24 protein-coding genes and 1 tRNA gene are annotated in these 25,026 nt (G+C 31.7%); 11 read left to right on the top strand and 14 right to left on the bottom strand.

Going from position 1 to position 25,026, the window contains the following annotated elements:
- Window positions 1-134: 134 nt before the first annotated feature.
- Entirely contained in the window at window positions 135-1,838 is a 1,704-nt protein-coding gene (locus E5167_RS13385; RefSeq protein ID WP_136844664.1) for an ABC1 kinase family protein, read from the bottom strand.
- Between the two features lie 4 nt (window positions 1,839-1,842).
- Window positions 1,843-2,211: a hypothetical protein gene (locus tag E5167_RS13380; protein WP_136844663.1), complete on the bottom strand. Its 369-nt coding sequence runs from the start codon at window positions 2,209-2,211 to the stop codon at window positions 1,843-1,845.
- A 130-nt stretch (window positions 2,212-2,341) separates the two neighbouring features.
- Between E5167_RS13380 and E5167_RS13375 the strand changes: the two genes are divergently transcribed.
- Entirely contained in the window at window positions 2,342-2,749 is a 408-nt protein-coding gene (locus tag E5167_RS13375; RefSeq protein ID WP_136844662.1) for a CBS domain-containing protein, read from the top strand.
- 179 nt (window positions 2,750-2,928) lie between these two features.
- On the top strand, window positions 2,929-3,756 hold the full coding sequence (locus tag E5167_RS13370) for a L,D-transpeptidase (RefSeq protein WP_239022005.1): 828 nt from the start codon (window positions 2,929-2,931) through the stop codon (window positions 3,754-3,756).
- 34 nt (window positions 3,757-3,790) lie between these two features.
- Here the strand turns inward: E5167_RS13370 and E5167_RS13365 are convergent.
- Window positions 3,791-3,875: transfer RNA gene (locus E5167_RS13365), tRNA-Ser, on the bottom strand.
- 176 nt (window positions 3,876-4,051) lie between these two features.
- Between E5167_RS13365 and E5167_RS13360 the strand changes: the two genes are divergently transcribed.
- Window positions 4,052-4,693, top strand: coding sequence for an NAD(P)H-dependent oxidoreductase (locus tag E5167_RS13360; protein WP_136844661.1), 642 nt, complete (start codon window positions 4,052-4,054; stop codon window positions 4,691-4,693).
- A gap of 39 nt (window positions 4,694-4,732) precedes the next feature.
- Here E5167_RS13360 and E5167_RS13355 read toward each other — a convergent pair whose 3' ends face one another.
- Entirely contained in the window at window positions 4,733-5,116 is a 384-nt protein-coding gene (locus tag E5167_RS13355; RefSeq protein WP_136844660.1) for a hypothetical protein, read from the bottom strand.
- Between the two features lie 158 nt (window positions 5,117-5,274).
- Here E5167_RS13355 and E5167_RS13350 point away from each other — a divergent pair, with 158 nt between their 5' ends.
- Both E5167_RS13350 and E5167_RS13345 read left to right on the top strand, forming a co-directional pair.
- A complete protein-coding gene (locus E5167_RS13350) occupies window positions 5,275-6,471 on the top strand; it encodes a DegT/DnrJ/EryC1/StrS family aminotransferase (protein WP_136844659.1) in 1,197 nt (398 codons plus the stop codon).
- A gap of 78 nt (window positions 6,472-6,549) precedes the next feature.
- The gene (locus tag E5167_RS13345) at window positions 6,550-7,506 is read left to right on the top strand and encodes a hypothetical protein (protein WP_136844658.1); all 957 of its coding nucleotides are present in this window, start codon (window positions 6,550-6,552) and stop codon (window positions 7,504-7,506) included.
- Here E5167_RS13345 and ribB read toward each other — a convergent pair.
- From ribB to E5167_RS13320, 5 genes are all read right to left on the bottom strand, one after another.
- Window positions 7,503-8,657 carry a 3,4-dihydroxy-2-butanone-4-phosphate synthase gene (ribB, locus tag E5167_RS13340; protein WP_136844657.1) on the bottom strand — a complete coding sequence of 385 codons (1,155 nt, stop codon included), beginning with the start codon at window positions 8,655-8,657 and terminating at the stop codon, window positions 7,503-7,505. The genes E5167_RS13345 and ribB overlap by 4 nt on opposite strands.
- Before the next feature lie 41 nt (window positions 8,658-8,698).
- The gene (locus E5167_RS13335) at window positions 8,699-10,696 is read right to left on the bottom strand and encodes an LptF/LptG family permease (protein WP_136844656.1); all 1,998 of its coding nucleotides are present in this window, start codon (window positions 10,694-10,696) and stop codon (window positions 8,699-8,701) included.
- Window positions 10,697-10,705: 9 nt separating this feature from the next.
- Window positions 10,706-11,347, bottom strand: coding sequence for a LolA family protein (locus E5167_RS13330; protein ID WP_136844655.1), 642 nt, complete (start codon window positions 11,345-11,347; stop codon window positions 10,706-10,708).
- Between the two features lie 15 nt (window positions 11,348-11,362).
- Complete coding sequence (locus E5167_RS13325) at window positions 11,363-13,786, bottom strand: FtsK/SpoIIIE family DNA translocase (RefSeq protein ID WP_136844654.1); 2,424 nt, start codon at window positions 13,784-13,786, stop codon at window positions 11,363-11,365.
- Window positions 13,787-13,850: 64 nt separating this feature from the next.
- Window positions 13,851-14,207 (bottom strand): diacylglycerol kinase, encoded by a 357-nt coding sequence (locus tag E5167_RS13320; RefSeq protein WP_136844653.1) that lies wholly within the window; start codon window positions 14,205-14,207, stop codon window positions 13,851-13,853.
- Window positions 14,208-14,371: 164 nt separating this feature from the next.
- On the opposite strand from E5167_RS13320, the gene E5167_RS13315 reads away from it, so the two are divergent.
- Window positions 14,372-14,893, top strand: coding sequence for a fasciclin domain-containing protein (locus tag E5167_RS13315; RefSeq protein WP_136844652.1), 522 nt, complete (start codon window positions 14,372-14,374; stop codon window positions 14,891-14,893).
- 72 nt (window positions 14,894-14,965) lie between these two features.
- Here the strand turns inward: E5167_RS13315 and tpx are convergent, their stop codons facing one another.
- On the bottom strand, window positions 14,966-15,472 hold the full coding sequence (gene tpx, locus E5167_RS13310) for a thiol peroxidase (RefSeq protein WP_136844651.1): 507 nt from the start codon (window positions 15,470-15,472) through the stop codon (window positions 14,966-14,968).
- A 209-nt stretch (window positions 15,473-15,681) separates the two neighbouring features.
- On the opposite strand from tpx, the gene katG reads away from it, so the two are divergent.
- Together katG and E5167_RS13300 are read left to right on the top strand one after the other, a co-directional pair.
- On the top strand, window positions 15,682-17,841 hold the full coding sequence (gene katG / locus E5167_RS13305) for a catalase/peroxidase HPI (protein WP_136844650.1): 2,160 nt from the start codon (window positions 15,682-15,684) through the stop codon (window positions 17,839-17,841).
- A gap of 65 nt (window positions 17,842-17,906) precedes the next feature.
- On the top strand, window positions 17,907-18,389 hold the full coding sequence (locus E5167_RS13300) for an ankyrin repeat domain-containing protein (protein WP_136844649.1): 483 nt from the start codon (window positions 17,907-17,909) through the stop codon (window positions 18,387-18,389).
- A gap of 51 nt (window positions 18,390-18,440) precedes the next feature.
- Here E5167_RS13300 and E5167_RS13295 read toward each other — a convergent pair whose 3' ends face one another.
- Together E5167_RS13295 and nhaC are read right to left on the bottom strand one after the other, a co-directional pair.
- Window positions 18,441-19,079 carry a peroxiredoxin gene (locus tag E5167_RS13295; protein ID WP_136844648.1) on the bottom strand — a complete coding sequence of 213 codons (639 nt, stop codon included), beginning with the start codon at window positions 19,077-19,079 and terminating at the stop codon, window positions 18,441-18,443.
- 106 nt (window positions 19,080-19,185) lie between these two features.
- The gene (gene nhaC / locus E5167_RS13290; RefSeq protein ID WP_136844647.1) at window positions 19,186-20,673 is read right to left on the bottom strand and encodes a Na+/H+ antiporter NhaC; all 1,488 of its coding nucleotides are present in this window, start codon (window positions 20,671-20,673) and stop codon (window positions 19,186-19,188) included.
- A gap of 93 nt (window positions 20,674-20,766) precedes the next feature.
- Here nhaC and E5167_RS13285 point away from each other — a divergent pair, with 93 nt between their 5' ends.
- Window positions 20,767-21,789 carry a metal-dependent hydrolase gene (locus E5167_RS13285; protein WP_136844646.1) on the top strand — a complete coding sequence of 341 codons (1,023 nt, stop codon included), beginning with the start codon at window positions 20,767-20,769 and terminating at the stop codon, window positions 21,787-21,789.
- Window positions 21,790-21,846: 57 nt separating this feature from the next.
- Here E5167_RS13285 and E5167_RS13280 read toward each other — a convergent pair whose 3' ends face one another.
- A complete protein-coding gene (locus E5167_RS13280) occupies window positions 21,847-23,070 on the bottom strand; it encodes an aminotransferase class I/II-fold pyridoxal phosphate-dependent enzyme (protein WP_136844645.1) in 1,224 nt (407 codons plus the stop codon).
- A gap of 163 nt (window positions 23,071-23,233) precedes the next feature.
- Between E5167_RS13280 and E5167_RS13275 the strand changes: the two genes are divergently transcribed.
- The gene (locus tag E5167_RS13275) at window positions 23,234-23,692 is read left to right on the top strand and encodes an Lrp/AsnC family transcriptional regulator (protein ID WP_136844644.1); all 459 of its coding nucleotides are present in this window, start codon (window positions 23,234-23,236) and stop codon (window positions 23,690-23,692) included.
- Between the two features lie 129 nt (window positions 23,693-23,821).
- On the opposite strand, the gene E5167_RS13270 is transcribed toward E5167_RS13275, so the two are convergent.
- A complete protein-coding gene (locus E5167_RS13270) occupies window positions 23,822-24,025 on the bottom strand; it encodes a hypothetical protein (protein WP_136844643.1) in 204 nt (67 codons plus the stop codon).
- A 275-nt stretch (window positions 24,026-24,300) separates the two neighbouring features.
- On the opposite strand from E5167_RS13270, the gene E5167_RS13265 reads away from it, so the two are divergent.
- Complete coding sequence (locus E5167_RS13265; RefSeq protein ID WP_136844642.1) at window positions 24,301-25,014, top strand: hypothetical protein; 714 nt, start codon at window positions 24,301-24,303, stop codon at window positions 25,012-25,014.
- Window positions 25,015-25,026 lie beyond the last annotated feature (12 nt).

The raw sequence follows: 25,026 nt of genomic DNA, 5'->3' as shown, positions 1-25,026 counted from the left end.
CACATTTGAGCCTTAATTACAAAACACCTAACTTTGTACACAACAAAAAAACCAGTGAAGTTAACTTCACTGGTCCTATCTAATTTTTATTTATAAACTGTCAACCTATTTTAGGACGACTCATAGGGTTTGCTTTAATAATCATAATCTCCTTTTCTAATATTACTTAACATACCAAAACCTAAAATTACCGCTAAAGCAAAACTAGCTATACCTAATACTGAAATGCCATTCCAAAGAGGATTAATTTCAAAAACTATTAATAAGGATGCTCCAATTATAAGAGCAACCATAATGAAAGCAGCAATTAGCTGTTTTGTAATTCTTTGTAGTGTATGTACCATTGGATCTATACCTTTATGAGTTAAATCTACTTTAACCTTTCCTGTATTAATTTTACGTATAGCATTTTTTAAATCTGACGGAAATTCTTCCATATAGTCTGTCATTTCTACAACAGAATTTAAAACTTTTTTACCCATATTTATAGGGTTATACTTTTTGGCAACATTTTTTCTTAGGTAAGGTTTTACTATTTCAAACTGTTCTAGTTTTGGATCAAGTTTAGCAATAACACCTTCAAGAGTTACTAACGATCTTGCAAACAGAAAAAAGTAAGTTGGAACTTTTAAACCATGAGCAATGATAATATCTTTAAGCTCCAATAAAATAGTGCTCATTTCATTTTCATTAACCTCTCTAACATAGTATTTTTCTACAAACTCATTAACATCATACTCTAATTCTCTCATATTCGAAATGGCATTATTATTAGAAAGCTGTTGCAAGGTTTTTATTATGTTTTTTACATCCTTTTTGGTGATAGCAATAAATAACTTTCCAAAAATAGAAATGTCTCTAGGAAGCATACTTCCCATCATACCAAAATCTAAGTAGCATATGTGGTTGTTAGGAAGCACTAGTAAATTACCAGGATGTGGATCGGCATGGAAAAAGCCATATTCAAAAATTTGTTTAAAATAGCTTACCGCAAGCCTTTTGGCTATAACCTTTGTGTCAATATCTTTTGAGATTAACTCCTCGATTTGGTTTATTTTAATTCCAGAAATAAACTGTAATGCTAAGACTTTTGTTGTAGTAAGAGATGGATATACTTTTGGGGCTTCTGCAAATTGATCTAAAGAAAGATCATTTTTTAAGTTATTGTAAAATCTTTGAACGTTAATAGATTCATTTATAAAATCAATTTCCTTTAATATAGAATCTTCAAAGTTTTTTACAAGACCAACTGGATCAAAACTTTTTAAAGAAGGCATTCGGCGTTCTAAAATTCCAGCAATTTTATACATTGCCTTAATATCTTCTTCAATGACCTCATGAATACCAGAGCGTTGAATTTTTAATGCCACACGTTTGCCTGAGTGTAGAGTTACTCTATGTACTTGTGCTATAGATGCTGATGCAAAAGGCTTAGGCTCAAACCATGCAAATAGGTTTTCTACGGTGTCATTTAGCTCTGTTTCAACTATCTGTTTTGCAACATCTTCAGTCATTGGAGGTACATTGTCATGTAACTTTTCTAACTCTATTGTTAGCTCTAAGGGTACTAAATCTGGTCTGTTGCTTAATATTTGTCCAAACTTTACAAATGTTGGTCCTAATTCTTCACATACCAATCGCATTTTTGCCCATTTGCTATATTCGGTTGCATGTTTTTTAGAGGATTTAGGGATTAGCTTTTGTAGAAGTGTATATTCTTTATTATCCTCTAAGTAATCTACCAAATCTTCAAAGCCATATTTTATTAGTACTTTAAGTATTTGGTTATATCTAGAAATAGATCTAAAATTTTTACCAATTCCTGCTATAATTCCCATTGTTCTATGCCTCCAGTTTGTTTATTCTTGCCTCTAAAAGCGCTACTGTAGCGTCTAGCTTTTCTAGTTTTTCATTTAGTGCTTTAATTTCATCTAAATGAGCCACATTAATTTTTTTGTAGAACTTGACCACCAGTTCTTCAACCTTTTCATTGAGTTCTTCTTTTAACTCGTGAGTTTTTAAAATTATTTTATCTACAAATTCTAACTCGTTTCCATTTTCGTCTAAATGAGATTCAGATATTATTTTATTGATATTATCTTTCCCTTTTTCAGACATTTCATTTATTCTTTCCAGTAAATGGGCATCTCTAGCCAAATAATAAAGGCTGGAACTTAGTGTAAGTAACTCTAATATTGTCTTGGTTTTCATAAATACACATTTAATTTATACTATAAATAAAAGTATTAATAAATACGTTGCTTTAATATGATATTAATCATAAATAAAAAGGTATTAAAGCTTTAATTTTAAATGTTATATTTAAATAAATACTGGTAACATGAAAACGAATTCAATAAAGGAAGTAATGACTAAAAATGTGGTTTGTGTAACACCAGACCAGTACCTTATAGATGTAAAACATATTTATGAGAAAGATAATTTTCACCACCATATTCCAGTTGCAGAAAACGGTAAATTAGTTGGTATGGTTAGTTTAATTGATTTTATGTACAATATTTCTGGTGCAGGAATTAGTGATAACAATGTGGTATATAAAGAAAAAAAAGTAAAGGATATTATGACACAAAATCCATTTTTTTTAACCACTAGCGCATCAGTTAATGATGTTTCAAAAGCATTAGCAGAAGGTAATTATCATGCTGTTCCAGTATTGGAAAATGAGACCATAGTTGGTATAGTTTCAACAGCAGATATTATTAAATATTTTCTAAAAAACACAATGTAATTTAGAAATACTAAGCATGTTACAAAACAAAAAGTTGATCTATTTTTTATTACTTTTTAAAAGCTTACAAATTGAAACATAACTCTTTTCTTATAATAATTTTAATGTTGTTATTATTGGTAATAGCTCATTCTTGTAATGAGAAAAGAAAAACTTTTAAGCCTAATGCGAGTGAAAAAATGTCAAAGAAAGTTTATGTCGAAGATTCAATTGAAAATTTAATTTTTATTGATAAGGCTATAACTATTGAAAACTACTTCCAATTTATAGATTCTATAGTAAGCAAATATGATACATTAACACCCTATAAGTTATCTGAGCACATATTAGTAAGAGCCAATCCGTGGATTATAGACACGCTCCAAAACACCGATTATTATAAGAGAATATCTAAAGATTCTTTCGTATTTGATCAAAAAAAGATGGTAGTATTACCAAAAGGTACAATGTTAAAGGTACCTGATGCTGTATTTGCAAAAAAAATTAAAAACTCATTTAAAAGCACATTAATCGATATTAATATTCCAGAATTTAAGCTTCGTATTTATAATGCATCTAAACTGGTTTACGAGTTTCCAATACGAGTTGGTAGAGATGAAGAAATGTATCTTGAAATGTCTGGGAGAGTTCAAGACTTAAAAACCAAAACAGGAGAAGGACAAATAGTTAATCATGTTCGCAATCCACGTTATATTAACCCAGTAAACAACCACGAATACTTTGTAACTAAACGAGACGACGATAAAGTTACAAAGCTGCCTCAAATTCCTTTTATAGAAACCGAAATTAATGGCATAAGAAATGGTCAATTAATACATCCAACAACAAACGCAGTAACCTTAGGGAAGGCTTATTCAAATGGTTGTGTAGGCACAAACGAAGCTGATGCATGGGTTATCTATTATTACGCACCCATTGAAACAAAAGTGCATATTAGGTACGATTTAAATGTGGTTAACAAAGAAGGAGATAGTATTGTACTAAAAGATATTTATAATAAAAAATAAAGCCTTGTAAATCAAGCTATTACAAGGCTTTTTGCGGAGAAGGAGGGATTCGAACCCCCGGAGGTGTGACCCTCGCTGGTTTTCAAGACCAGTGCATTCGACCACTCTGCCACTTCTCCTAATGCGGATGCAAATATAGAATCCTTTTTTAATTCTGTCAAACCTTTTTTGATTTATTTTTTATTGCTGAGTATAATCAATTAAACTATTGTTTAATCAAATTAATCTATAATCAATATTGATGTAAGTACTATATATCTTTATTTTTGCATTATAAACTCGTATATACAAATACATGGATATCATTGAGAGCCTTAAATGGCGTTATGCAACCAAGAAATTTGACAGCGAAGCCATCATTTCTGATGAAAAAATAGATGTTATTAAGCAAGCGTTTAATTTAACTGCTAGTTCCTATGGTATGCAACCTGTTACATTGCTTTTTATTAAAGATAAAGATATCCAGCAAGCACTTGTTAAACACACAAAAAATCAACAGCAAGTTGCTCAAGCATCACATGTTTTGGTGTTTTGTGTAACAAAAATCACAAAAGAATCTATTGTTGAATACTTTAACAGGGTTAAAGAAGTTAGAGACACACCTAATGACATTCTTCAGCCTTTTAAAGAGTATTTAATAGATAGCTTTTCTGAAATGACCATAGAAGAAATAGAGCATTACTGCAATAAACAAGCGTACTTGGCAATGGGGAATTTATTGACTGTTTGTGCGATTGAAGGCGTTGATGCTTGCCCTATGGAAGGCTTTGATCCAAAAGGTTATGATGAGTTTTTATCTTTAAATGAAAAAGGATTGAAATCGGTATTGGTAATGCCTATTGGTTATAGAGCAAAAGATGATATGTTTGCCGATTTTAAAAAAGTTAGAAAAAAAATAACTGATAGTGTTATAGAAATAAAAAAGGGTAGTATTTAAACTATCCTTTTTTATTTTTTTTACCAAAGAGTAGTATGGTTATTGATCGAGTACTTTTTTGCCATCTGCTTTAAAATCGTATCCCATTCCAGATACAAATCCTTTAAACATCATTTCTTGAAAAGTTCCTGTTAAATCAAAGTCCATATCTTGTGTTATAAACGATGCAGATATTTTACTTTCTATAATTTTCACATCCTTTAAATTGATTAATCCCAAATCAGAATTTAAAGTACCAGAATATTCTCCAGCATCATTTTTTAGAATGGTCATCGTAGCCGAAACATTGCCTTGAGGTGTATCTTCAATTAACATGTTCCAAGCTCCAATATAAGGATCTACTTTTGCTGCTTTTTTACTAGAACCACAACTTGTAATAATAAATAATGCTATAAAGCTTAAAAATAAGGTTGGTTTTTTCATAATGAATTTGTTTATCAATGAAAAGTACAAAACTTTCAATTATAATTTGTTATAAGTAAACAAATAATATTTTTATGTAAAATCTTACAAATTGCTTTTGAAGTGTCTAATTTAATTGTAGTTTTGATAAGCAAATTAATAATTTTTCAAAAAAAAGTATGCCTGGATTTGAGTTATTTGGAGATAAAGAGCGTCAAGAACTGAACGACGTTTTAGATAATGGTGTATTAATGCGTTATGGGTTTGATGGTATGCGTAATGGACACTGGAAAGCAAGAGCTCTAGAAAAAGAACTTGAAAACAAATTACAAGTTACCCATGCACAATTAGTGTCTAGTGGTACTGCCGCAGTTTCAGTTGCACTAGCAGCTGCAGGAATAGGAGCAGGTGATGAAGTGATTGTACCAACATTTACATTTGTAGCGAGTTTTGAAGCTATTATGATGCTTGGAGCGGTTCCAATTTTAGTAGATATAGACGATACTCTAACTTTAGATATTGAGGCTACTAAAAACGCTATTACATCTAAGACAAAAGCTATTATGCCTGTACATATGTGTGGCAGTATGGCGAATATGGATGCTCTGGTTGAAATTTGCAATGCACATAATTTAATTTTAATTGAAGATTCTTCGCAAGCTACAGGAGCGACTTATAAAGGGAAACCATTAGGTAGTATAGGTGATTTAGGATGCTTGTCGTTAGATTTTGTAAAGATTATCACTGCAGGTGAAGGAGGAGCAGTATTGACCAATAATGAAAAATTGTATCGTAATGCTGATTATTTTTCAGACCATGGCCATGACCATATTGGAAATGATCGAGGCACTGAAGCCCATCCTTTTTTAGGTTATAATTTTAGAATCTCTGAATTGCATGCTGCAGTAGGTTTAGCACAATTAAGACGCTTAGATGAGTTTGTAACCATACAAAAGAAGAATTATACTGTCATTAGAGAGGCGCTCTCTAATATTCCAGAAGTAACGTTTAGAACGGTTCCTGAAGGAGGCAAAGAGAGTTACTCATTTTTAAGTTTCTTTTTGCCAGATTTAGATGCAGCCAGAAAAGTATCTACAACATTTAAAGAGCAGGGTGTTGATGCTTGTTTTCATTATTATGATAATAATTGGCACTATATTAGAAAATGGGAGCATCTTAAAGATTTAAAAACATTATATCCTTTACCATCTGAAGCCAAGAAAGGCTTATCATATCTTAAAACTAAAACTTTTGAGCAATCAGACCATTATATTGGTAGAAATATCTCTTGTTTAATAAAACTCTCGTGGACAGAAGAAGATGTTAAAAAAAGAGCTTTGAAAATGACTGATATCATTTCAAAGTATTTAAAGTAGCTGGTCAACTTCATATAAAGTATTAAAAATTTTATTATTTTAGACATAAACAACTGATTACCAATCAATACTAAAATCATGAAATTCAAATTATTTTTACTGGCTCTTACAGCAATATTTTTATTTAACTGCAAAAACGAAAAAAAGGATAAGCCTGTTGAAGAAAACATAACAGAAATTGACGGCATTATAAAAGTGCCTGACAATGTTATTGATATTGTAACTCGTAGTATGGAGTTTCAAAGTGTAGATACAATTACATCTGGTTGGAATACCTTTAAATACCAAAACTTATCTAACGAAACACATTTTTTCTTAATGGATAAATACCCAGAAGGGAAGACTGTTGAGAATGCTTTGACAGATGTAGCTCCTGTATTTGAGGAAGGTATGCAACTTATTAACGAAGGTAAGCAAGAAGAAGGGTTTGCGGCCTTTGGAAAACTACCAGAATGGTTTGGCGAGATTGTGTTTTCTGGAGGATCAGGACTCATTGGTCCAAAAGAAACTGCTGTAACCACTATAGATTTAGAATCAGGTTATTATATTATGGAATGTTATGTAAAAATGCCAAATGGTAAATTTCACACATCTATGGGAATGGCTAAACCAATTATTGTAACTTCTGAAGATAGTGGGAATAAACCACCTGAAGCTACAATAAAAATAAGTGTATCAAATGATAAAGGTATTACTTACGATAAACCAATAACCAAGGGAAAACAAGTGTTTTCGGTTTTTTATAAAGAACAAAAACATCACGAAAATTTTATGCAACACGATGTAAATTTGGTTAAATTAGAAGAGAATGCAAGTGAAGATGCTTTAGAAGCTTGGATGAATTGGGCAGACCCTAAAGGACTTATTACACCAGTTCCAGAAGGTGTCACCTTTTTAGGAGGTGTTAATGAAATGCCAGCAGGAAGTACAGGTTATTTTTATGCCGATTTAAAACCTGGTAAATATGCACTTATTTCAGAAGTACCAAATACAAGAAGTAAAGGCCTTTTTAAAGTGTTTGAAGTAAAAGATTAATAATTCACATACTCCATAATCTCAAGACCATAACCAATCATACCAACACGTTTGGTTTGTTGACTATTTGAAATAAGCTTTAGTTTATGAATGTTTAGATCATGTAATATTTGGGCTCCAATACCAAAATCTTTGGAGTCCATTTCTATAGCAGGTGCTTTTATAACATCTCCATCAATTTGTAAGTCTTTTAAAACCGCTAAGCGTTTTAACAAATTCATAGATTGACTTTGTTGATTTATAAACACAATTGCACCTTTATTAGCCTCATTAATGACCTTAAACATACTGTCTAATTTTTGGTCAGCATTATTGGTTAAAGTACCTAGTATATCGTTGTTAACTAATGTAGAATTTACTCTTGTTAATACCGCTTCGTTTGATTTCCACGTTCCTTTTGTTAAAGCTATATGTGTTTGGTTATTAGTTGTTTGTTTATAAGCTCTTAAACGAAAACTTCCAAACCGTGTTTCAATTTGAAAATCTTCCTTTTTTTCAATTAAAGAATCGTGTTCCATACGGTAAGCCACTAAATCTTCGATGGATACAATTTTTAAATCAAACTTTTTGGCAACTTCTATTAATTGCGGTAATCGTGCCATAGTACCATCTTCGTTCATTATCTCAACAATCACACCAGCAGGTTGTAATCCAGCTAATCTTGCAAAATCAATAGCAGCTTCGGTATGACCTGTACGTCTTAATACACCACCTTGTTTTGCTACTAATGGAAATATATGTCCTGGTCTTGCCAATTCAAAAGGCTTAATATTTGAATCTATAAGTGCTTTAATAGTTTTAGCTCTATCGCTTGCAGATATTCCAGTGGTAACACCGTTTCCACGTAAGTCAACAGATACAGTAAATGCCGTCTCCATCGGATCGGTATTATTATTTACCATCATATTTAACTCTAAATCTTCACATCTGTCCTCGGTTAAAGGCGCGCAGATAAGACCACGACCATTCATGGCCATAAAGTTGATCATCTCTGGTGTCACTTTTTCGGCAGCTGCAATAAAATCGCCTTCATTTTCTCTGTTCTCATCATCTACAACAATTATTACTTTGCCTAAACGAATATCGTTTATAGCTTCTTGAATAGTATTAAGTTGTATTTTATTGGTATTTGCAGTATCCACTTGTGTCATGATTGTTCAATAATTATGCAAAGATATGGCTAAAATATAAGTTACCTAATTTGTTTTAGGTCTTCTTTCATTTTCTTTTTGTAAAAATTAAAATAAAGGAAATATAAAGGAATTCCAACAAGTATTAAAATAAATATATTAGACGATATGTTTTTATTAATGAGCTTGTTAAAACTAACCTGACTCATAAAAGATTTTACTAATGTGATTAAAAAAAGAATAGCAGAAAATATACCAATTCCTATTAACACTTTGCCAAATACAGGAAATCCATTATTGTTTAAAACCAAACCTGAAATTAATGGTATTATATAAATAAAGTAGAGTTTATGCGCTAAGCGAGAGTTTTCTATATAAGAGGCTACATAGCGTAGGGCATTTTCGTAATTCTCATTTTTTAAATTGCCTCCAAATCTTAATTCTTCTTTTGTTATACCACGAGATTCTAAAATTTTAATTGATGTATTTCTATAGCTTTCATCCAAATCGTATTGGCGATAGTTTTTTACAATATCTATCAACTTTTTATTAGAATATCCTTTAATGTTTTCATAATCAGACGAGCGTTCATTTAAAAACACATTAGGGTTTAAAGGCGCTATAGCTACTTCCTTGGTTAAAATACTTTTAATTGGTGAAAGAATGCTATCTAAATCAAACAAAGTTCTGTCCTTTGTTGCCCTTGATGTAAGATAAATACTTAGAGGAAACATAATTATAGTAGATAGCCAAGAGGCTAAAATAGGGTCGATACTACTATCTTCAGCACTGTTTTTGGCAAAAATCCCAATAAAATGATAGGTTAAAAATAATACGATAGCAATAACTATTGGCAAGCCAATACCTCCTTTTTTTATAAGCGCACCAAGTGGAGCTCCAATAAAAAACAATATAACACAAACAATGGCCAAGGCAAATTTTTCATAATATGCTATAATATGCTTGTTAAGATTTTTATCATCAATCCCTTTTCGTTTTAGTTTGTTTTCAATTAGATTTAATGATGCATTTGTAGAGTTTAAAGCTAATTCAATTAATTGTGCTTTTTTTGTATTTTCCTGAAATAAGGACATTACATTATCTCCATCAAACTTAGTATCTATACTGTCTTTAACTATGTTTTTATTTAAACCTGCTGCCGAAGTTCTGCCATACAAATCAAAAACAAGCTTATCGTAATTCTTTTTTTTCTCCACCTTTAGAGAGTCTATCGTGTAACCTAACTCTTTAATGTTGAGCATTGAATAACGAGCCGTAACTTCTTTGTTATCAAAATCTACATTATCAATTTGTGCCAAATCTATATAGAAAATATTTTTATCGAAGGTACTTTTTACAAAAGGACGGTTTTTAGTTCGTTGATTATAGTCTTTTGGCTGTAACTCTTCAGCGTAATGGCCATTATATAGAATAAGTTCTAGCACGTCAGAATCATCATGGCTTATTAGCTCTCCTGTTTCAGCAATAATTACAGTATGATTACCATCGTTTTTTGTTTTCTTTTTATGAACAATAACTTCTTCTAAATACTGACCTTTATCACCACTTTTATCTTTTACTTTTATGTTAATTAAATCGCCAATTTGGTTAAATTGCCCTTTAGCAATAGCCATTGCTGGTTTTTTTTTAGCAATGTTTTTTCTAAGGTTGTAAAAATTAAACTCAGCATTGGGAATAACATTATTGGCAAAGAAAAAAGTAATTATTGAAAGACCTAAAATAAAGACTCCTAAACCTCTCATTGCTCTTTGCAGAGAAATACCTGTAGATTTCATTGCTGCGAATTCATAGTTCTCGGCAAAACTACCAAACACCATAATGGATGAGAGTAGAATGGTAAGAGGAAGTACTAAAACTATTATTCGTGGTGATACATATATTAAAAACTTGATAATTATATCTAATTCAAGATCTTTACCAGCAAGCTCGTTTATATATAGCCAAACTGATTGCAAAATAAAAATCAGCATGAGTATCATAAACACGCTGATAAAGGTTTTTAAATACGTAATGAGTATGTATCTGTCTAATATTTTCACTAAAAAAACCTAGTCTAATTTGTTGATATAGTAATCTTTATACTTGTTTTTGTCAAAGGTAAACAAGGTTTTTGATAACGGTTCGTTTGTTTTAAAAGAATTAACAGTAATGGTGGTTTTTGTGTTATTTGTACCTACTTCTATTAAATTATAAATATGCTTCGTCTTTATATCAATACCTAATAATACATTTTTAATCTCTGAATTTGAATCGATAGGAATTAATTTTACGTATTGTATTTTTCTACCGCTTACATTTTGTACAATATCCATTTCGTAATTATATCCTTCCTTGTAGAAGGACAACATTTTGCTAGGTGTTATAGTGCTTTCATCTTCGGTGTTTTCACTAGAAATAGTTACTTCTTCATCTTCCGGACTTATACTATAAAGAGTTTTTCCATCAAAAATTCTTGTAATACCAAAGGCATTTAAAACATATTTATCTCCTTGTAGTATAACATCACCACGCATTTCTTGTTTGATGTTTTCCTCTGTATTGACCAATACAAATTTAAAATCAATAGAAATATTGTCATAACTCATAGCGATGCTGTTTACTTCGTCTAGCAATTTTTTTGCATCAGCACTATTTTGAGCAAACGCAAATGCTTGAGTAATTAAGATGAATGCAATTAATATTTTTTTCATTGTATTATTTTGTTATTACTTATTTTCATTTTCAAGTAGCTGGTCTAGTGCTACTAAATCTGGTACTAAAACTTGTCTAGCTTTACTCCCTTCAAATTGACCAACAATACCTGCCGCTTCTAGTTGATCTATTAGTCGTCCAGCTCTATTATAACCTAGTTTTAGTTTTCTTTGCAACAAAGAGGCAGACCCTTGTTGTGCTGTTACAATCACTTCGGCTGCTTCTCTAAACAACTTATCTCTATCAGAAATATTTACATCAATACTTGTGCCACTTTCTTCGCCTACAAACTCTGGTAATAAGTGTGCATCAGGATAGGCTTTTTGTGATCCAATAAACTCTGTAATACGTTCTACTTCTGGTGTATCAACAAAGGCACATTGCAAGCGAATCATGTCGTTTCCTTGTGTATATAGCATATCACCTCGACCAATTAATTGATCAGCACCAGAGCCGTCTAAAATAGTTCTAGAATCAATTTTTGAAGTTACTCTAAAAGCAATTCTTGCAGGAAAATTAGCTTTAATAATACCAGTAATCACGTTAACAGATGGACGCTGCGTTGCTATAATTAAGTGAATACCAATAGCTCGTGCCAATTGCGCCAAACGTGCAATAGGAGTTTCCACCTCTTTACCAGCAGTCATTATTAAATCGGCAAATTCATCAACAACCAATACGATATAAGGTAAAAACTGATGCCCATCGTTTGGATTTAGTTTACGCGCTCTAAATTTTTCGTTATACTCTTTTAAATTTCTACAAAACGCATTTTTTAAAAGTTCATAACGGTTATCCATTTCAATACACAAAGAGTTTAGCGTGTTAATGACCTTTGTGTTATCTGTTATTATGGCTTCTTCGCTATCTGGTAATTTGGCCAAATAATGACGCTCTATTTTATTGAATAGTGTTAATTCTACCTTTTTAGGGTCAACTAAAACAAACTTTACTTCGGCTGGGTGTTTTTTATAGAGCAAAGAAGTTAATACTGCGTTTAGTCCAACCGATTTCCCTTGACCTGTTGCGCCAGCCATTAACAGGTGAGGCATTTTGGCTAAATCTACCACAAAAGTTTCGTTGCTAATAGTTTTTCCTAATGCTATTGGCAATTCCATTTTAGATTTCTGAAATTTTTGCGATGCAATTACCGAATGCATCGATACAATAGTAGCATTTTTATTAGGCACCTCAATACCAATAGTTCCTTTACCAGGAATTGGTGCAATGATACGAATACCTAATGCTGAAAGCGATAAAGCAATATCGTCTTCAAGATTTTTAATTTTTGAAATACGAACACCAGCTTCAGGGACAATTTCGTAAAGTGTTACAGTTGGTCCAATAGTAGCTTTAATACTTGCAATACCAATTTTATAATTGTTAAGGGTATTTACAATTTTATTTTTGTTTTCTTCTAGCTCTTCTTGATTAATGGTAATACTTTCGGTATCGTATTTTTTAAGAAGCTCTAATGGTGGAAATTTATAATTACCAAGCTCTAGAGTAGGGTCGAAGCGACCAAAATCTTCAACTAACTTGTCTGCAAGATTATCGGTTTCAGATTTTTCTTCTTTAACAGCCTCAACTTTCATTTCCATATCATCAAACACCTCTTCCTCTTGCTTAGCTATTTCTACTTCAAGTTCTTTTTTTGGCTCAACAGCCTTTTTCTTTTTTTCTTCTCTGTTTGAATGATGCTTAATTGTTGGTTCTAAATTTTCCAGAGGTATTTCGAAAGCAGATTTAATATCCGCAGCTTCGGCTGATAAATTATTGTCTATTGGAACAAAATCTGATTCTTCTGGGTCTGAGACATTCTTATCTTGAAAATCTTTTTTAAACTCTTTTTTAGCAGAATTAAAGAATCTTCCAAAGTGTTGTGGTGTTAATTCAAAACGTATGGCTAAATAAGCGATTAGGCATAGCAACAAAAGTAGTATGGCACCTATTTTACCTATATAATCTTGAAGAAAATCGTTTAATTCGTATCCAATTATACCGCCTAAAATAGGCGTTTTACTGGCTGAAAAACCGAATAAAATTGAAATCCAGATAACACTTAAAGTTCCCCAAAACCAATGACGCCATAGTCTGGCTTTTTTTATGTCTAACAATACATAAATACCAGATAAAAAGATTAATCCTGAAAATATAAAGGATGCTACACCAAAGCCTCTGTAAATAAATAAATCACTAACCCAAGCTCCAAACTTACTCATCCAGTTTTTAGCCTCAACCTCTCGAGATGTAAATTGCTCTAATACGCTTTGGTCTGTTTGCCCTGTAAAAAAGAATGACAGAAATGCTAAAAATAAAAGTATGCCGAAAACTAAAAGCAAGCTACCAAAAACTAATTTTTGCTGATTAGTTAATGATAAATTTAGTTTCCTTTGTTTTGCTTTAGTCTTTTTTCTGGTTGATTTTTTCTTTGCCATTAACACGTCCTTACTATGAAACAAAAATACAAATAACTAACGTTAATCCTAATGGTTATAGTATTTAAGTAATCTTAGGTAAATATATTATTAAACCTACAGTTACTGCTACAATTGATGCAATAAATACAGCACCAGCTGCTATGTCTTTTATAAACCCGATTTTTTCGTGTCTCTCAGGATGGATAAAGTCTGCAATAGCCTCAATAGCCGTGTTAATTCCTTCTGCACTCATAACTAAGCCTATAGCTAATGTTTGCATTATCCATTCTATACTAGATATTTCAAAATATAATCCAACAATAGTTATAATAACAACTATTGCTAATTGAACTTTTATACTTGCTTCAGTACTAATTAATAAATATGCACCTTTTGCAGCATAACCAATACTTTTTATCCTTTTGCTTATAAATGACATTTTCTTATTGTAATTAGGTAACAAAATAACAACATATCTATCAACAACTCATATTTATTTGTTGCTAAAACAACATTTTAGTTAAAGTTTTTATAATGTGAATTATTATTGTTTAAGTTATATGTAAATTTGTTAAACAAAATAATTAAAAACATAAAATTGTTATGAAAAAGAAAAATCTATTTAAAACTATTGCATTATCATTTGCTTTATTAGTAGGAGCTAATGTAATGGCACAAGACAAAAATATTGTTGAAACTGCCATCGCTTCAAGTGATCACACAACTCTAGTAGCTGCAGTTAAAGCAGCTGACTTAGTTGATGTTCTGTCTAGTGAAGGCCCATTTACAGTTTTTGCTCCAACGAATGCTGCTTTTGATAAATTACCAGAAGGAACAGTAACAACATTATTGAAAGCAGAAAACAAATCTACTTTACAAGGTGTACTTACTTACCATGTCGTTTCAGGAAAATTTGAAGCTAAAGATGTTATAGCTTTAATCAAAAAAGGAAATGGAAAGGCAGTTATTCCAACTGTTAACGGTGGTAAATTGACTGCTATGATTATGGATGACTCAGTTTATATTACTGATGAAAACGGAAACAAAGCTAAAGTTACTACTGCAGATTTAGACCAGACTAATGGGGTAATTCATGTGATTGATTCGGTAGTATTACCGAAGTAGTGGTTGGTTGATTAGTAGCGAAAAGCCTCTTGAAATGAAGGGGCTTTTTATGTGCGAAATATTTTGTAATTGTTACAAAGATTTTAAAGCTTCAAGTGCTTCTTCATAATTTGGTTCTTGACCAATTTCCGGTACCTGCTGTGTATAGGTAATTTTACCTTCAGTATTAATAATAATGATGCATCTTGAAAGTAATCCATCAAAAATACCATTAGTCATAAGTAATCCATAAGTCTTGCCAAAAATGCCATTTTTAAAATCAGAAAGCATAATAACATTTTCCAACCCTTCTGCAGCACAAAATTGATCTTGTCTAAAAGGCAAGTCTCTTGATATACATACAACCTTTGCGTTCTCAATTTCAGAAGCTATCTTATTAAATGACCTCACTGAAGCAGAACAAACTCCTGTATCAACACTTGGGAAAATATTTAAAACTAAATTAGTGTCGTTAAAATCAGTTAGTGTTTTAGTAGAAAGATCTATGGCTACTAACTCAAAATCAGGAGCAGAAGTACCAATTTCTGGAAGATTACCAATAGTTTCTACTGGATTGCCACCTAAAGTTATTTTACTCATAAGTGTTTGTTTTAATAATTAAATTATTTATGCATTATATCTATAGCAAAAAGTATTTTCATAAGATTTATCAATCGTAATATAGCTTATAAAAATAAGCATAAATTAATATTTTGTATGAGAATCATTAACTTTAGGACAATAATAAAGAAATTACTTTAAGACAAGAAAAACAAATAATACATTTTATAATTTAATCAACACAATTTATGAACAGTTCAAAAACAGGAAAGTGCCCAGTAATGCATGGTGGAAACACTGCTACTGAAAAATCAGTAATGGATTGGTGGCCTAATGCATTAAATTTTGACATTTTGCATCAGCATGACACTAAAACGAATCCATTAGGTCAAAAATTTAATTATCGGGACGAGTTAAAAAAATTAGATGTTAAAGCTCTTAAAAAAGATCTTCATGATTTAATGACAGACAGCCAAGATTGGTGGCCAGCAGATTGGGGACATTACGGAGGTTTATTTATTCGTATGTCTTGGCATGCTGCAGGGACTTATAGAATTTCAGATGGACGAGGAGGTGGAGGTACTGGAAATCAACGATTTGCACCACTTAACTCTTGGCCAGATAATGCAAGTTTAGACAAAGCAAGGCGTTTACTGTGGCCAATCAAGAAAAAGTATGGAAATAAAGTAAGTTGGGCAGATTTAATCATTTTAGCTGGCACCATTGCATATGAAAACATGGGACTTAAAACCTACGGGTTTGCATTTGGTCGAGAAGATGTTTGGCATCCTGAAAAGGATATTTATTGGGGAGCCGAAAAGGAATGGTTAGCTCCAAGTGATGAACGTTATGGAGATGTAGAGAACCCAGAAACAATGGAAAACCCATTAGCAGCTGTACAAATGGGACTAATTTATGTAAATCCAGAAGGCGTAAATGGAAAGCCTGATCCTGTAAAAACAGGAGCTCAAGTACGTGAAACTTTCAAACGTATGGCAATGAATGATGAAGAAACAGTTGCTTTAACTGCTGGAGGACATACTGTTGGAAAAATGCACGGTAATGGAGATGCTAGTATTTTAGGACCAGATCCTGAAGCTGCACCATTAGAAGAACAAGGTTTTGGATGGTCAAATCCTACTAGAAAAGGAAAAGGAGCTGATGCAGTTACAAGTGGTTTAGAAGGTGCTTGGACAAGTGAACCAACAAAATGGGATAATGGCTTTTTTGAAATGTTATTTGGTCATGAATGGGAATCAAAAAAGAGTCCTGCTGGAGCATGGCAATGGGAACCAGTTAGTATTAAAGAAGAAGACAAGCCAGTAGATGTTGAAAATCCTTCAATCAAACACAATCCAGCGATGACTGATGCTGACATGGCAATGAGAATGGATCCAATTTACAAAGAGATTTCGTTAAAATTTAAAGATGATTTTGATGCTTTTTCTAATGCTTTTGCACGTGCTTGGTTTAAATTAACACATCGTGACATGGGACCAAAATCTCGTTATTTTGGACCAGATGTTCCAAAAGAAGATTTAATTTGGCAAGACCCTATTCCTCAAGGTAAGAAAGATTATGATGTAAATGCTGTGAAAGAAAAAATCACAAATTCTGGATTGAGTATTTCAGAGATGGTTTCTACCGCTTGGGATAGTGCAAGAACATTTAGAGGTTCTGATTTTAGAGGAGGAGCCAATGGTGCTCGTATTCGCTTAGCACCGCAAAAAGATTGGAAAGGGAACGAACCAGATAGATTATCAAAAGTATTATCTGTTCTTGAGCCAATAGCAGATGAATTTGGTATTAGTATTGCAGATACTATTGTATTAGCTGGAAATGTTGGTGTTGAAAAAGCAATACAAAATGCAGGAATGAATGTTAGTGTTCCTTTTTCACCTGGAAGAGGTGATGCAACAGATGATATGACCGACGCTGAATCTTTTGAGCCTTTAGAACCTTTAGCTGATGGTTATAGAAACTGGTTGAAAAAAGAGTATATAGTAAGTCCAGAAGAATTAATGCTAGATAGAACTCAACTAATGGGGCTAACAGCTCATGAAATGACAGTGTTAGTAGGAGGTATGCGAGTAATGGGAACTAATTATGGAGGTACAAAACATGGTGTATTGACTGATAATGAAGGTGCCTTAACTAATGATTTCTTTGTAAACCTTACAGATATGGCATACAAATGGAAACCAACTAGAAATGGGCTTTACGATATTTGTAACCGAAATACTGGAGATACAAAATGGACAGCAACGAGAATAGACTTGGTATTTGGATCTAACTCTATTTTAAGAGCATATGCAGAGGTTTATGCACAAGATGATAGTAAAGAAAAATTTGTTAAAGACTTTGTTGCTGCTTGGAATAAAGTTATGAATCTTGATCGATTCAATTAAGAATTAAATTTACAATGAAAGAAATGAGTGTTATAGCACTCATTTCTTTTTGATATAAGAAGCATATGAGAAATGATTTTGAACTTTTTTTTGAGTCTATTCGCTTAGGCAATAAATATAGATTAGAAGCCTTGTTAGGAATTAACCCTAAACTTGTAGATGCGACTGACTCAAGAGGTTTTAAGCCTTTAATATTAACTACTTATTTTGATGACGAAGCAGCCTCAAAAATTTTAATTCAACATAATGCTAATATTGAAGCAAAAGATAGCTTAGGAAATACAGCCTTAATAGGAGTAAGCTTTAAGGGAAATATAAGCTTAGCTTCTTTGCTAATTAAAGAAGGAGCCGATATTAATGCCTCTAATAATGATGGCATAACACCTTTGATTATCGCTTCTCAATATAATAATGAACATATCATTAAATTGTTAATAGAAAAAGGAGCAGATATTTCTATTAAAGATAATTTTGGAAAGACAGCATTTGATTATGCTTTAGAAAATAACTATTCGCATCTTCTGGATATTTTGAAAAATAATTTATAATAAAAAACCACTTCAATCGAAGTGGTTTTTTATTGGTTTAAACATTATTGTTTAATTAACATGTTTTTCTAAAAACTCTGCAACACCTTCATGAGTGGCTTGCATTCCTGTTTTTCCTTTATTCCAGTTAGCTGGACAAACCTCACCATTTTCCTCAACAAACTGCAATGCATCTACCATACGTATGGCTTCATCAACATTTCTACCTAATGGTAAATCGTTTACGATTTGATGACGTACAATTCCATCTTTATCTATAAGGAATAGACCACGATAAGCAATTAATTCGCCTTCGGCTTGCAACATATCATTTTCATCATAAAAATAATCTCCTGCTAACACATCATAGTTTTTTGAAATAGTTTTATTAGTATCGGCAACTAAAGGATAAGTTATTCCTTTGATACCTCCTTTATTTTTTTCCATTTGTAACCATCCAAAATGCGATTGTTCTGTATCTGTAGATACCGCAATTACTTCAGTATTTCTAGATTTAAAATCTTCAAGTTTTTCTTGAAAAGCGTGTAATTCAGTTGGACAAACAAATGTAAAATCTTTTGGATAAAAGAAGAGCACTACGTGTTTTTTACCAATGAATTGATCTAATGAAAAATTCTCTACAAACTCACAGCCATTTACAACTGCTTGTGCATTAAATTGAGGTGCTTTTTTACCTACTAATACAGCCATTTTTTATTTTGTTTTTACGATTAAAATTTAATTTCGACTGCAAAATTAGACATTACTGTTTGAATAACAATATGAAATTATTTTAAAAATCTATAAACGTATAAATTTAATCTAATTGGTTTTTAAGTTGCTTAATTTTAATATTAAAACCTACAAACAACAAAGTCATGAATGGGCTTAACCAGTTGAAAATTGCAAAGAAAAAATAGTCTACTACAGGAACACCTAGTACACCACTTTGGTAAGCACCACAAGTATTCCAAGGAACTAACACAGAGGTTACTGTTCCAGAATCTTCTAGAGTTCTACTTAAGTTTTCAGGTGCAAGACCTTTATCTTCATAGGCTTTTTTAAACATTTTTCCTGGAACTACTAGTGCTAAGTATTGGTCAGATGCTGTAACATTCAATGCTAAGCAACTAACAACTGTACTAGCAAATAACCCAAATGTAGTTGTTGCTAAGCTTAAAAGCACAGCACTAATTCTAGCTAAAGCACCAATAGCATCCATAACGCCTCCAAACACCATGGCACAAATAATTAACCAAATGGTTCCAAGCATTCCAGACATTCCACCCGAGGTGAACAAGTCGTTTAATTCAGCACTTGAGGTTTCTACTGCTGAGTCTACCGTCAATGCGTTCATAATGCCTTTGTAAGCTGATTGAAATGTTAAGCTGTCGGCTTCAGCAATTGACATAACAATATTAGGTTGTGTAATTATAGCTGCAACGCCTCCTAAAAGAGTTCCGAGTAATAAGGCAATTAATGGTGAGGTTTTTTTAATAATCATAACAATTACAGCTATTGGCACTAAAAACAACCAAGGACTTACATTAAAAGCCGATTTAATCGCTGTTAGTTTATCAGAAATATCAGGAGTTCCAGTAGTATCAATACTTAAACCAATAATGATAAATACAATTAAAGTTATAGAAATGGTTGGGACTGTAGTTAATGCCATATATTTTATATGGTCAAACAATTCACCTCCAGCCATTGCAGGTGCTAAATTTGTAGTGTCACTCATTGGAGACATTTTGTCTCCAAAATAGGCTCCAGATAACACAGCTCCAGCTGTCATCCCCATAGATATGCCGAGTGTTTCACCAATTCCTACTAATGCAATACCAACGGTTGCTGATGTAGTCCAACTACTTCCAGTAGCTATTGAAATGATGGCACAAATAATAACACAAGCTGCTAAAAATATAGTTGGATTTAAAATTTGTAACCCATAATAAATCATTGATGGGATAATGCCACTTATTAGCCATGTGCCTGCAAGTGCACCAACCATTAATAATATGAGTATAGCTCCAGTTGTCGATTTTACATTTTCTGCAACTTCTTCAAGCATTTGTTTGTAATTTACTTTATTGTAAAAACCAACAATAGCAGCAACAGCAGCTCCTATTAAAAGTATAAATTGGTTGCTGCCACTTAACGCGTCATCACCATAGACATAAATATTATATGCCAGCATACCAACTAGGGCAAAAACAGGAATTAGGGCTTCCCAAATGTTTAATTCTACATTTTCAACTATATGCTCATCTTGTGGTACTCTGGGTTTTATATCTTGGCTTTCCATAAATGCTTCGTTGTTTTTTGAAACGTAATGTTACGATTTTGTCAAGAGGTTTCCAAATCAATTTTGTTATGTACATTTGCTTATCTCAAAAAAATGGATTCACTTACTCAAATAGTTTTAGGTGCTGCTTGCGGGGAAGTTGCGCTAGGAAAAAAAATTGGCAATAAAACGCTATTATTTGGAGCTATTGGTGGAACAATTCCAGATTTGGATGTGTTTGTTGGTCGATTGCTTTACAATAACGAAATAGATATTATGGCATTTCATAGAGGTTTCATGCACTCTATTGTATTTACTGTTATTGGAGCTTTTGTATTTGGCTGGATAGCCTTTAGGCTATATGATAAGGGCAAGAGAAAAAACACGACTACACTATATAATTGGATATGGTTATTCTTTTTATCTTTATTTACACACCCCATTCTAGATAGTTTTACGCCTTACGGAACTCAATTATTTGCTCCATTTTCAAATTATCGTGTAGCTATAAACAATATTTCGGTTGCAGACCCAACGTACACTATTCCTTTTCTTATTTGTATGATTGTGTTGATGTTTTTTAAGCGACATGCAGCTAAACGTAGATTATGGTTGAAATTAGGTTTGGGAATAAGTTCTGCATACATGTTATTTACGCTGGTAAATAAAGTTTATATAACATCGGTTTATAAAAAATCATTACAATCTGAAGGGATATCTTATTTGCGATTTCAAACACAACCTTCATTTTTTAATAATGTGCTTTGGTATGGTGTAGCTGAAACTGAGACAAATTATTATGTTGGGTTTTATTCTTTATTAGATACATCTTCAAAAGTTGGGGCATGGAGTAAGCTACCTAAAAACCACAACTTAGCGCCTGTTAATTATAATAATGATATTAAAACGTTAGCTTGGTTTAGTAATGGGTATTATAATTTTATTAAAGAACATGATGGTGTTTTAAGGTATAATGACTTGCGTTATCCTTCTTTCGATAAAGAAAATCCTAATAATACTATTTTTAGTTTTACTCTAAAAAAAGAGACTAATCGTTGGGATATTTTGCCATTTGAAGGCAAACCTCCTTCAAGTGAAAATTTATCGTATTTCTGGGAGCGTATTAAAGGTAAATAAATAGCCCTGTCAAAAGTATGACAAGGCTAATAAATAATTTATAATGTTAACCTTTTATTACACTAATTCAGGAGCTTTAGCTTCTAATACATTAAGCTCAACCATACACTCTCTCATTATTTTATAAGTGCGTTTGATATCGGCGTCTAATCCAATAGAAAACCTAATTAAACCATCACTTAATCCCATAGCTTCACGCTCATCATCAGGAATTTCGGATGACGTTGAGCTACCAGGAGCAGAAAATAATGTTTTATAAAACCCTAAGCTCACAGCTAAATACCCTAGATTTCTTTCTTGCATTAACTCCATGAGTTCATTGGCTTTATCGATAGAACCAACATCAATAGTTAACATACCACCATATCCATATTTATCAAGCATCATAGACTTATAAAGCTCATGAGAAGGATGAGATTTAAGTCCTGGATACACAGTTTTTAATCCATCGTTTTCAAATTTTTCTGCAAGATAATTTGCATTAAAACTATGTTGTTGCATTCTAATATGTAAAGTTCTTAAGTTTTTAAGTACAGATGCAGAGCGTAAACTATCCATAGTTGCTCCTAAAAGCATACATGCACCATCATTTACATTTCTTAAGTTATCAATAAATTCTTGAGTCCCACAAATAACACCTGCTACAGTATCAGACGACCCATTAATGAATTTTGTTAAACTATGCACTACAATATCAGCACCAAGTTTTGCAGGTGAAATTGATAATGGCGAAAAAGTATTATCTACAACTAGTTTCAGGTTGTGTTTTTTTGCTATTTCTGCTAGTCCTTTGATGTCTGCAACTTCTAATAATGGATTGCTAACAGACTCACAATAAATAATTTTTGTATCTTTAGTAATAGAGGCTTCAACAACATCTAATTTAGTTATATCTACAAACGATGTTTCGATATTAAATTTAGGACTAAAATTCTTTAAGAAAGCATAAGTACCACCATATATAGTTCTACTAGATATTATATGATCTCCAGCATTACATAGTTGCATAATTACTGGTGTAATAGCACCCATTCCTGAAGCAGTAACTGTGGCTGTTTCTGTGCCTTCCATGGCAGCCAAAGCTTCTCCTAAATATAAATTAGAGGGAGAGGAATGTCGAGAATATAAATAGCAACCATCTGCATTGCCTTCAAAAGTGTCGAACATTGTTTTTGCAGATAAAAACGTATAAGTCGAAGAGTCTGAAACTGAAGGATTAACACCTCCAAACTCACCAAAGTATTGTAAATCCTGTATGTTATTAGCTGGTTTGAATGCCATAATTTAAAATATTTAATGTTTATATAGCAAAGCTCTTACTTTTTAGAACAATAATCAATGAATAATGTGTAGTTTAGAAAATAAAACTGCATTACATCGATTAATTTGATTAATTTTAATTCTTTTGTTTAATATGTTGATTTAAACTGAAAAAACGTCAATTATGAAATTTGATGCTATTGATAAAAACTTATTAGAATTACTTCAAAAGGATAGTAAGCAAACCAATAAAGAACTTTCTAACAAATTAATATTATCTGTAACTGCAGTATATGAGCGTATAAAAAAGCTTGAAAAAGCAGGAGTAATAGAAAAATACGTAGCCTTAGTTGACAAGGAAAAAGTTAATAAGTCTTTTGTGGTATTTTGCAGTATTAAACTCGTACAGCACTCTAAAGATTATGTTGTGAAATTTGAAAGAGAAGTAGCAAAATTAACAGAAGTTGTTGAGTGCTATCATATAAGTGGTGATTATGATTATTTGCTAAAAATTTTAGTAGAAGATATGGAGGCCTATAGAGAATTTATGGTGAAAAAACTTACTACAATAGACCATATTGGTAGTACACACAGTGCATTTATGATTAATGAAGTAAAGCACACGACAGCGATAAACTTATAAGCACTCCGTATAAGTTTTTAATTAAATACAATTTTAATAGCAGCAATTTATACTACTATTAAAATTGTATAAATAAATTGAAACTGTACTTAAAAAAAACAGCTTAAATAAGTGGCTTTGTAGAGATACTTAACCCGCTTTGTTTAGGCTTTTACCATTTTTAAATTCACCAAGTACAATAATATCTTTTGTTTTTTCGTACTCTTTAATGGCAAATTCCATTTGTTTTTTGTTATCTCTTCGAATTTTTATTCCAGTTTTAGATCCTCTATTTCTTATTTCAATATAAAATCCATCTCTTAAATCTAAAGGTTTTGTTGCTGGTCTCCCCATAATAATATAATATATTTTAAAAATTAATTTGATAATAAAGAGAGCTTACTCTCAATAAAAATCAGGGCAATAAATATACGATAACTTTAGACTTATAAAAGAATTGTTGATAACTATTAGCTATTACACTATAGTTTTTATATTCTCTTTTTGATTATTCATGTCATTTATTGGGTATTCACATCATTTATTGAATTGTTTATACCTTTTTTCTAATTTAATAGCCTTGGTTTTCATAATGATGCTATATTTACCAAATAGTTATCCAACTTCTAATGAAAAAACCGCTTTTAGTACTAGTAATTTTTATTTTTCAAGTTTCTACAGTTTTATCGCAAATGAGTAGTTTAGAAAAAGACCTATTAGTTTGGTTTGATAATAAAAACAATCTTACAGGTACGAGTCTTATAAATGGTATTGAAGTTACCGAAACTATCCTTGCGTATAAAGATTCTCATAAATATTACAAATCACCCTATTTTGTTTCTGGCACTTTGCATTATCAAAACCAGGAGTATTATAATGTATTAATGATGTATGATATTTTTGAAGATAATATCATAGTCAAATTCAATGAAGGTAAGAGATCGTCAATTATTCAACTTTTAAGCAATGAAGTTAAAAGTTTTAGTTTGCACGACACACAATTTGAGAGGCTACAGTTTAATGATAAGAGTGGCTTTTTTGAACTAATTGAAACATTCAACTCTTTTAAATTATATAAAGAGCATAGTAAATATACTGTTACTAAAACTAACACAGGAAAATCAGTTAGACATGAATTTGTTAAAGCTAATGAGGATTTTATCATTAAATACAATGATATGTATGCAGTAATAGATACTAAAAGAGACTTGTATAATATGTTTCCAAATATTGAAAGTGAGATAAAAAGTTTATTTAATAAAGATAAAAAAATGCAATTGGCATGGAGAAATAAAGAAATGAAATATGTTTTTAAGCAGATTGAAAATTTACTAGCTAATTAATTTCCTTTTTTG

The organism is Pontimicrobium aquaticum (genome assembly GCF_005047595.1).
GTDB lineage: Bacteria > Bacteroidota > Bacteroidia > Flavobacteriales > Flavobacteriaceae > Pontimicrobium > Pontimicrobium aquaticum.
Note: the sequence above shows the minus strand (reverse complement) of the source record. Positions and strands in the feature narration are given on the sequence as shown.

Bases quoted from the DNA above. Each gene is read 5' to 3' on its own strand.
- E5167_RS13300 (WP_136844649.1), top strand. From the start codon at position 17,907: ATGAGAAATGATTTTGAACTTTTTTTTGAGTCTATTCGCTTAGGCAAT.
- E5167_RS13265 (WP_136844642.1), top strand. From the start codon at position 24,301: ATGAAAAAACCGCTTTTAGTACTAGTAATTTTTATTTTTCAAGTTTCT.
- E5167_RS13380 (WP_136844663.1), bottom strand. From the start codon at position 2,211: ATGAAAACCAAGACAATATTAGAGTTACTTACACTAAGTTCCAGCCTT.
- E5167_RS13275 (WP_136844644.1), top strand. From the start codon at position 23,234: ATGAAATTTGATGCTATTGATAAAAACTTATTAGAATTACTTCAAAAG.
- E5167_RS13345 (WP_136844658.1), top strand. From the start codon at position 6,550: ATGAAATTCAAATTATTTTTACTGGCTCTTACAGCAATATTTTTATTT.
- E5167_RS13330 (WP_136844655.1), bottom strand. From the start codon at position 11,347: ATGAAAAAAATATTAATTGCATTCATCTTAATTACTCAAGCATTTGCG.
- E5167_RS13280 (WP_136844645.1), bottom strand. From the start codon at position 23,070: ATGGCATTCAAACCAGCTAATAACATACAGGATTTACAATACTTTGGT.
- E5167_RS13360 (WP_136844661.1), top strand. From the start codon at position 4,052: ATGGATATCATTGAGAGCCTTAAATGGCGTTATGCAACCAAGAAATTT.
- E5167_RS13285 (WP_136844646.1), top strand. From the start codon at position 20,767: ATGGATTCACTTACTCAAATAGTTTTAGGTGCTGCTTGCGGGGAAGTT.
- E5167_RS13385 (WP_136844664.1), bottom strand. From the start codon at position 1,838: ATGGGAATTATAGCAGGAATTGGTAAAAATTTTAGATCTATTTCTAGA.
- ribB (WP_136844657.1), bottom strand. From the start codon at position 8,657: ATGACACAAGTGGATACTGCAAATACCAATAAAATACAACTTAATACT.
- E5167_RS13355 (WP_136844660.1), bottom strand. From the start codon at position 5,116: ATGAAAAAACCAACCTTATTTTTAAGCTTTATAGCATTATTTATTATT.
- E5167_RS13320 (WP_136844653.1), bottom strand. From the start codon at position 14,207: ATGTCATTTATAAGCAAAAGGATAAAAAGTATTGGTTATGCTGCAAAA.
- nhaC (WP_136844647.1), bottom strand. From the start codon at position 20,673: ATGGAAAGCCAAGATATAAAACCCAGAGTACCACAAGATGAGCATATA.
- katG (WP_136844650.1), top strand. From the start codon at position 15,682: ATGAACAGTTCAAAAACAGGAAAGTGCCCAGTAATGCATGGTGGAAAC.
- E5167_RS13315 (WP_136844652.1), top strand. From the start codon at position 14,372: ATGAAAAAGAAAAATCTATTTAAAACTATTGCATTATCATTTGCTTTA.
- tpx (WP_136844651.1), bottom strand. From the start codon at position 15,472: ATGAGTAAAATAACTTTAGGTGGCAATCCAGTAGAAACTATTGGTAAT.
- E5167_RS13375 (WP_136844662.1), top strand. From the start codon at position 2,342: ATGAAAACGAATTCAATAAAGGAAGTAATGACTAAAAATGTGGTTTGT.
- E5167_RS13270 (WP_136844643.1), bottom strand. From the start codon at position 24,025: ATGGGGAGACCAGCAACAAAACCTTTAGATTTAAGAGATGGATTTTAT.
- E5167_RS13325 (WP_136844654.1), bottom strand. From the start codon at position 13,786: ATGGCAAAGAAAAAATCAACCAGAAAAAAGACTAAAGCAAAACAAAGG.
- E5167_RS13295 (WP_136844648.1), bottom strand. From the start codon at position 19,079: ATGGCTGTATTAGTAGGTAAAAAAGCACCTCAATTTAATGCACAAGCA.
- E5167_RS13350 (WP_136844659.1), top strand. From the start codon at position 5,275: ATGCCTGGATTTGAGTTATTTGGAGATAAAGAGCGTCAAGAACTGAAC.
- E5167_RS13370 (WP_239022005.1), top strand. From the start codon at position 2,929: ATGTCAAAGAAAGTTTATGTCGAAGATTCAATTGAAAATTTAATTTTT.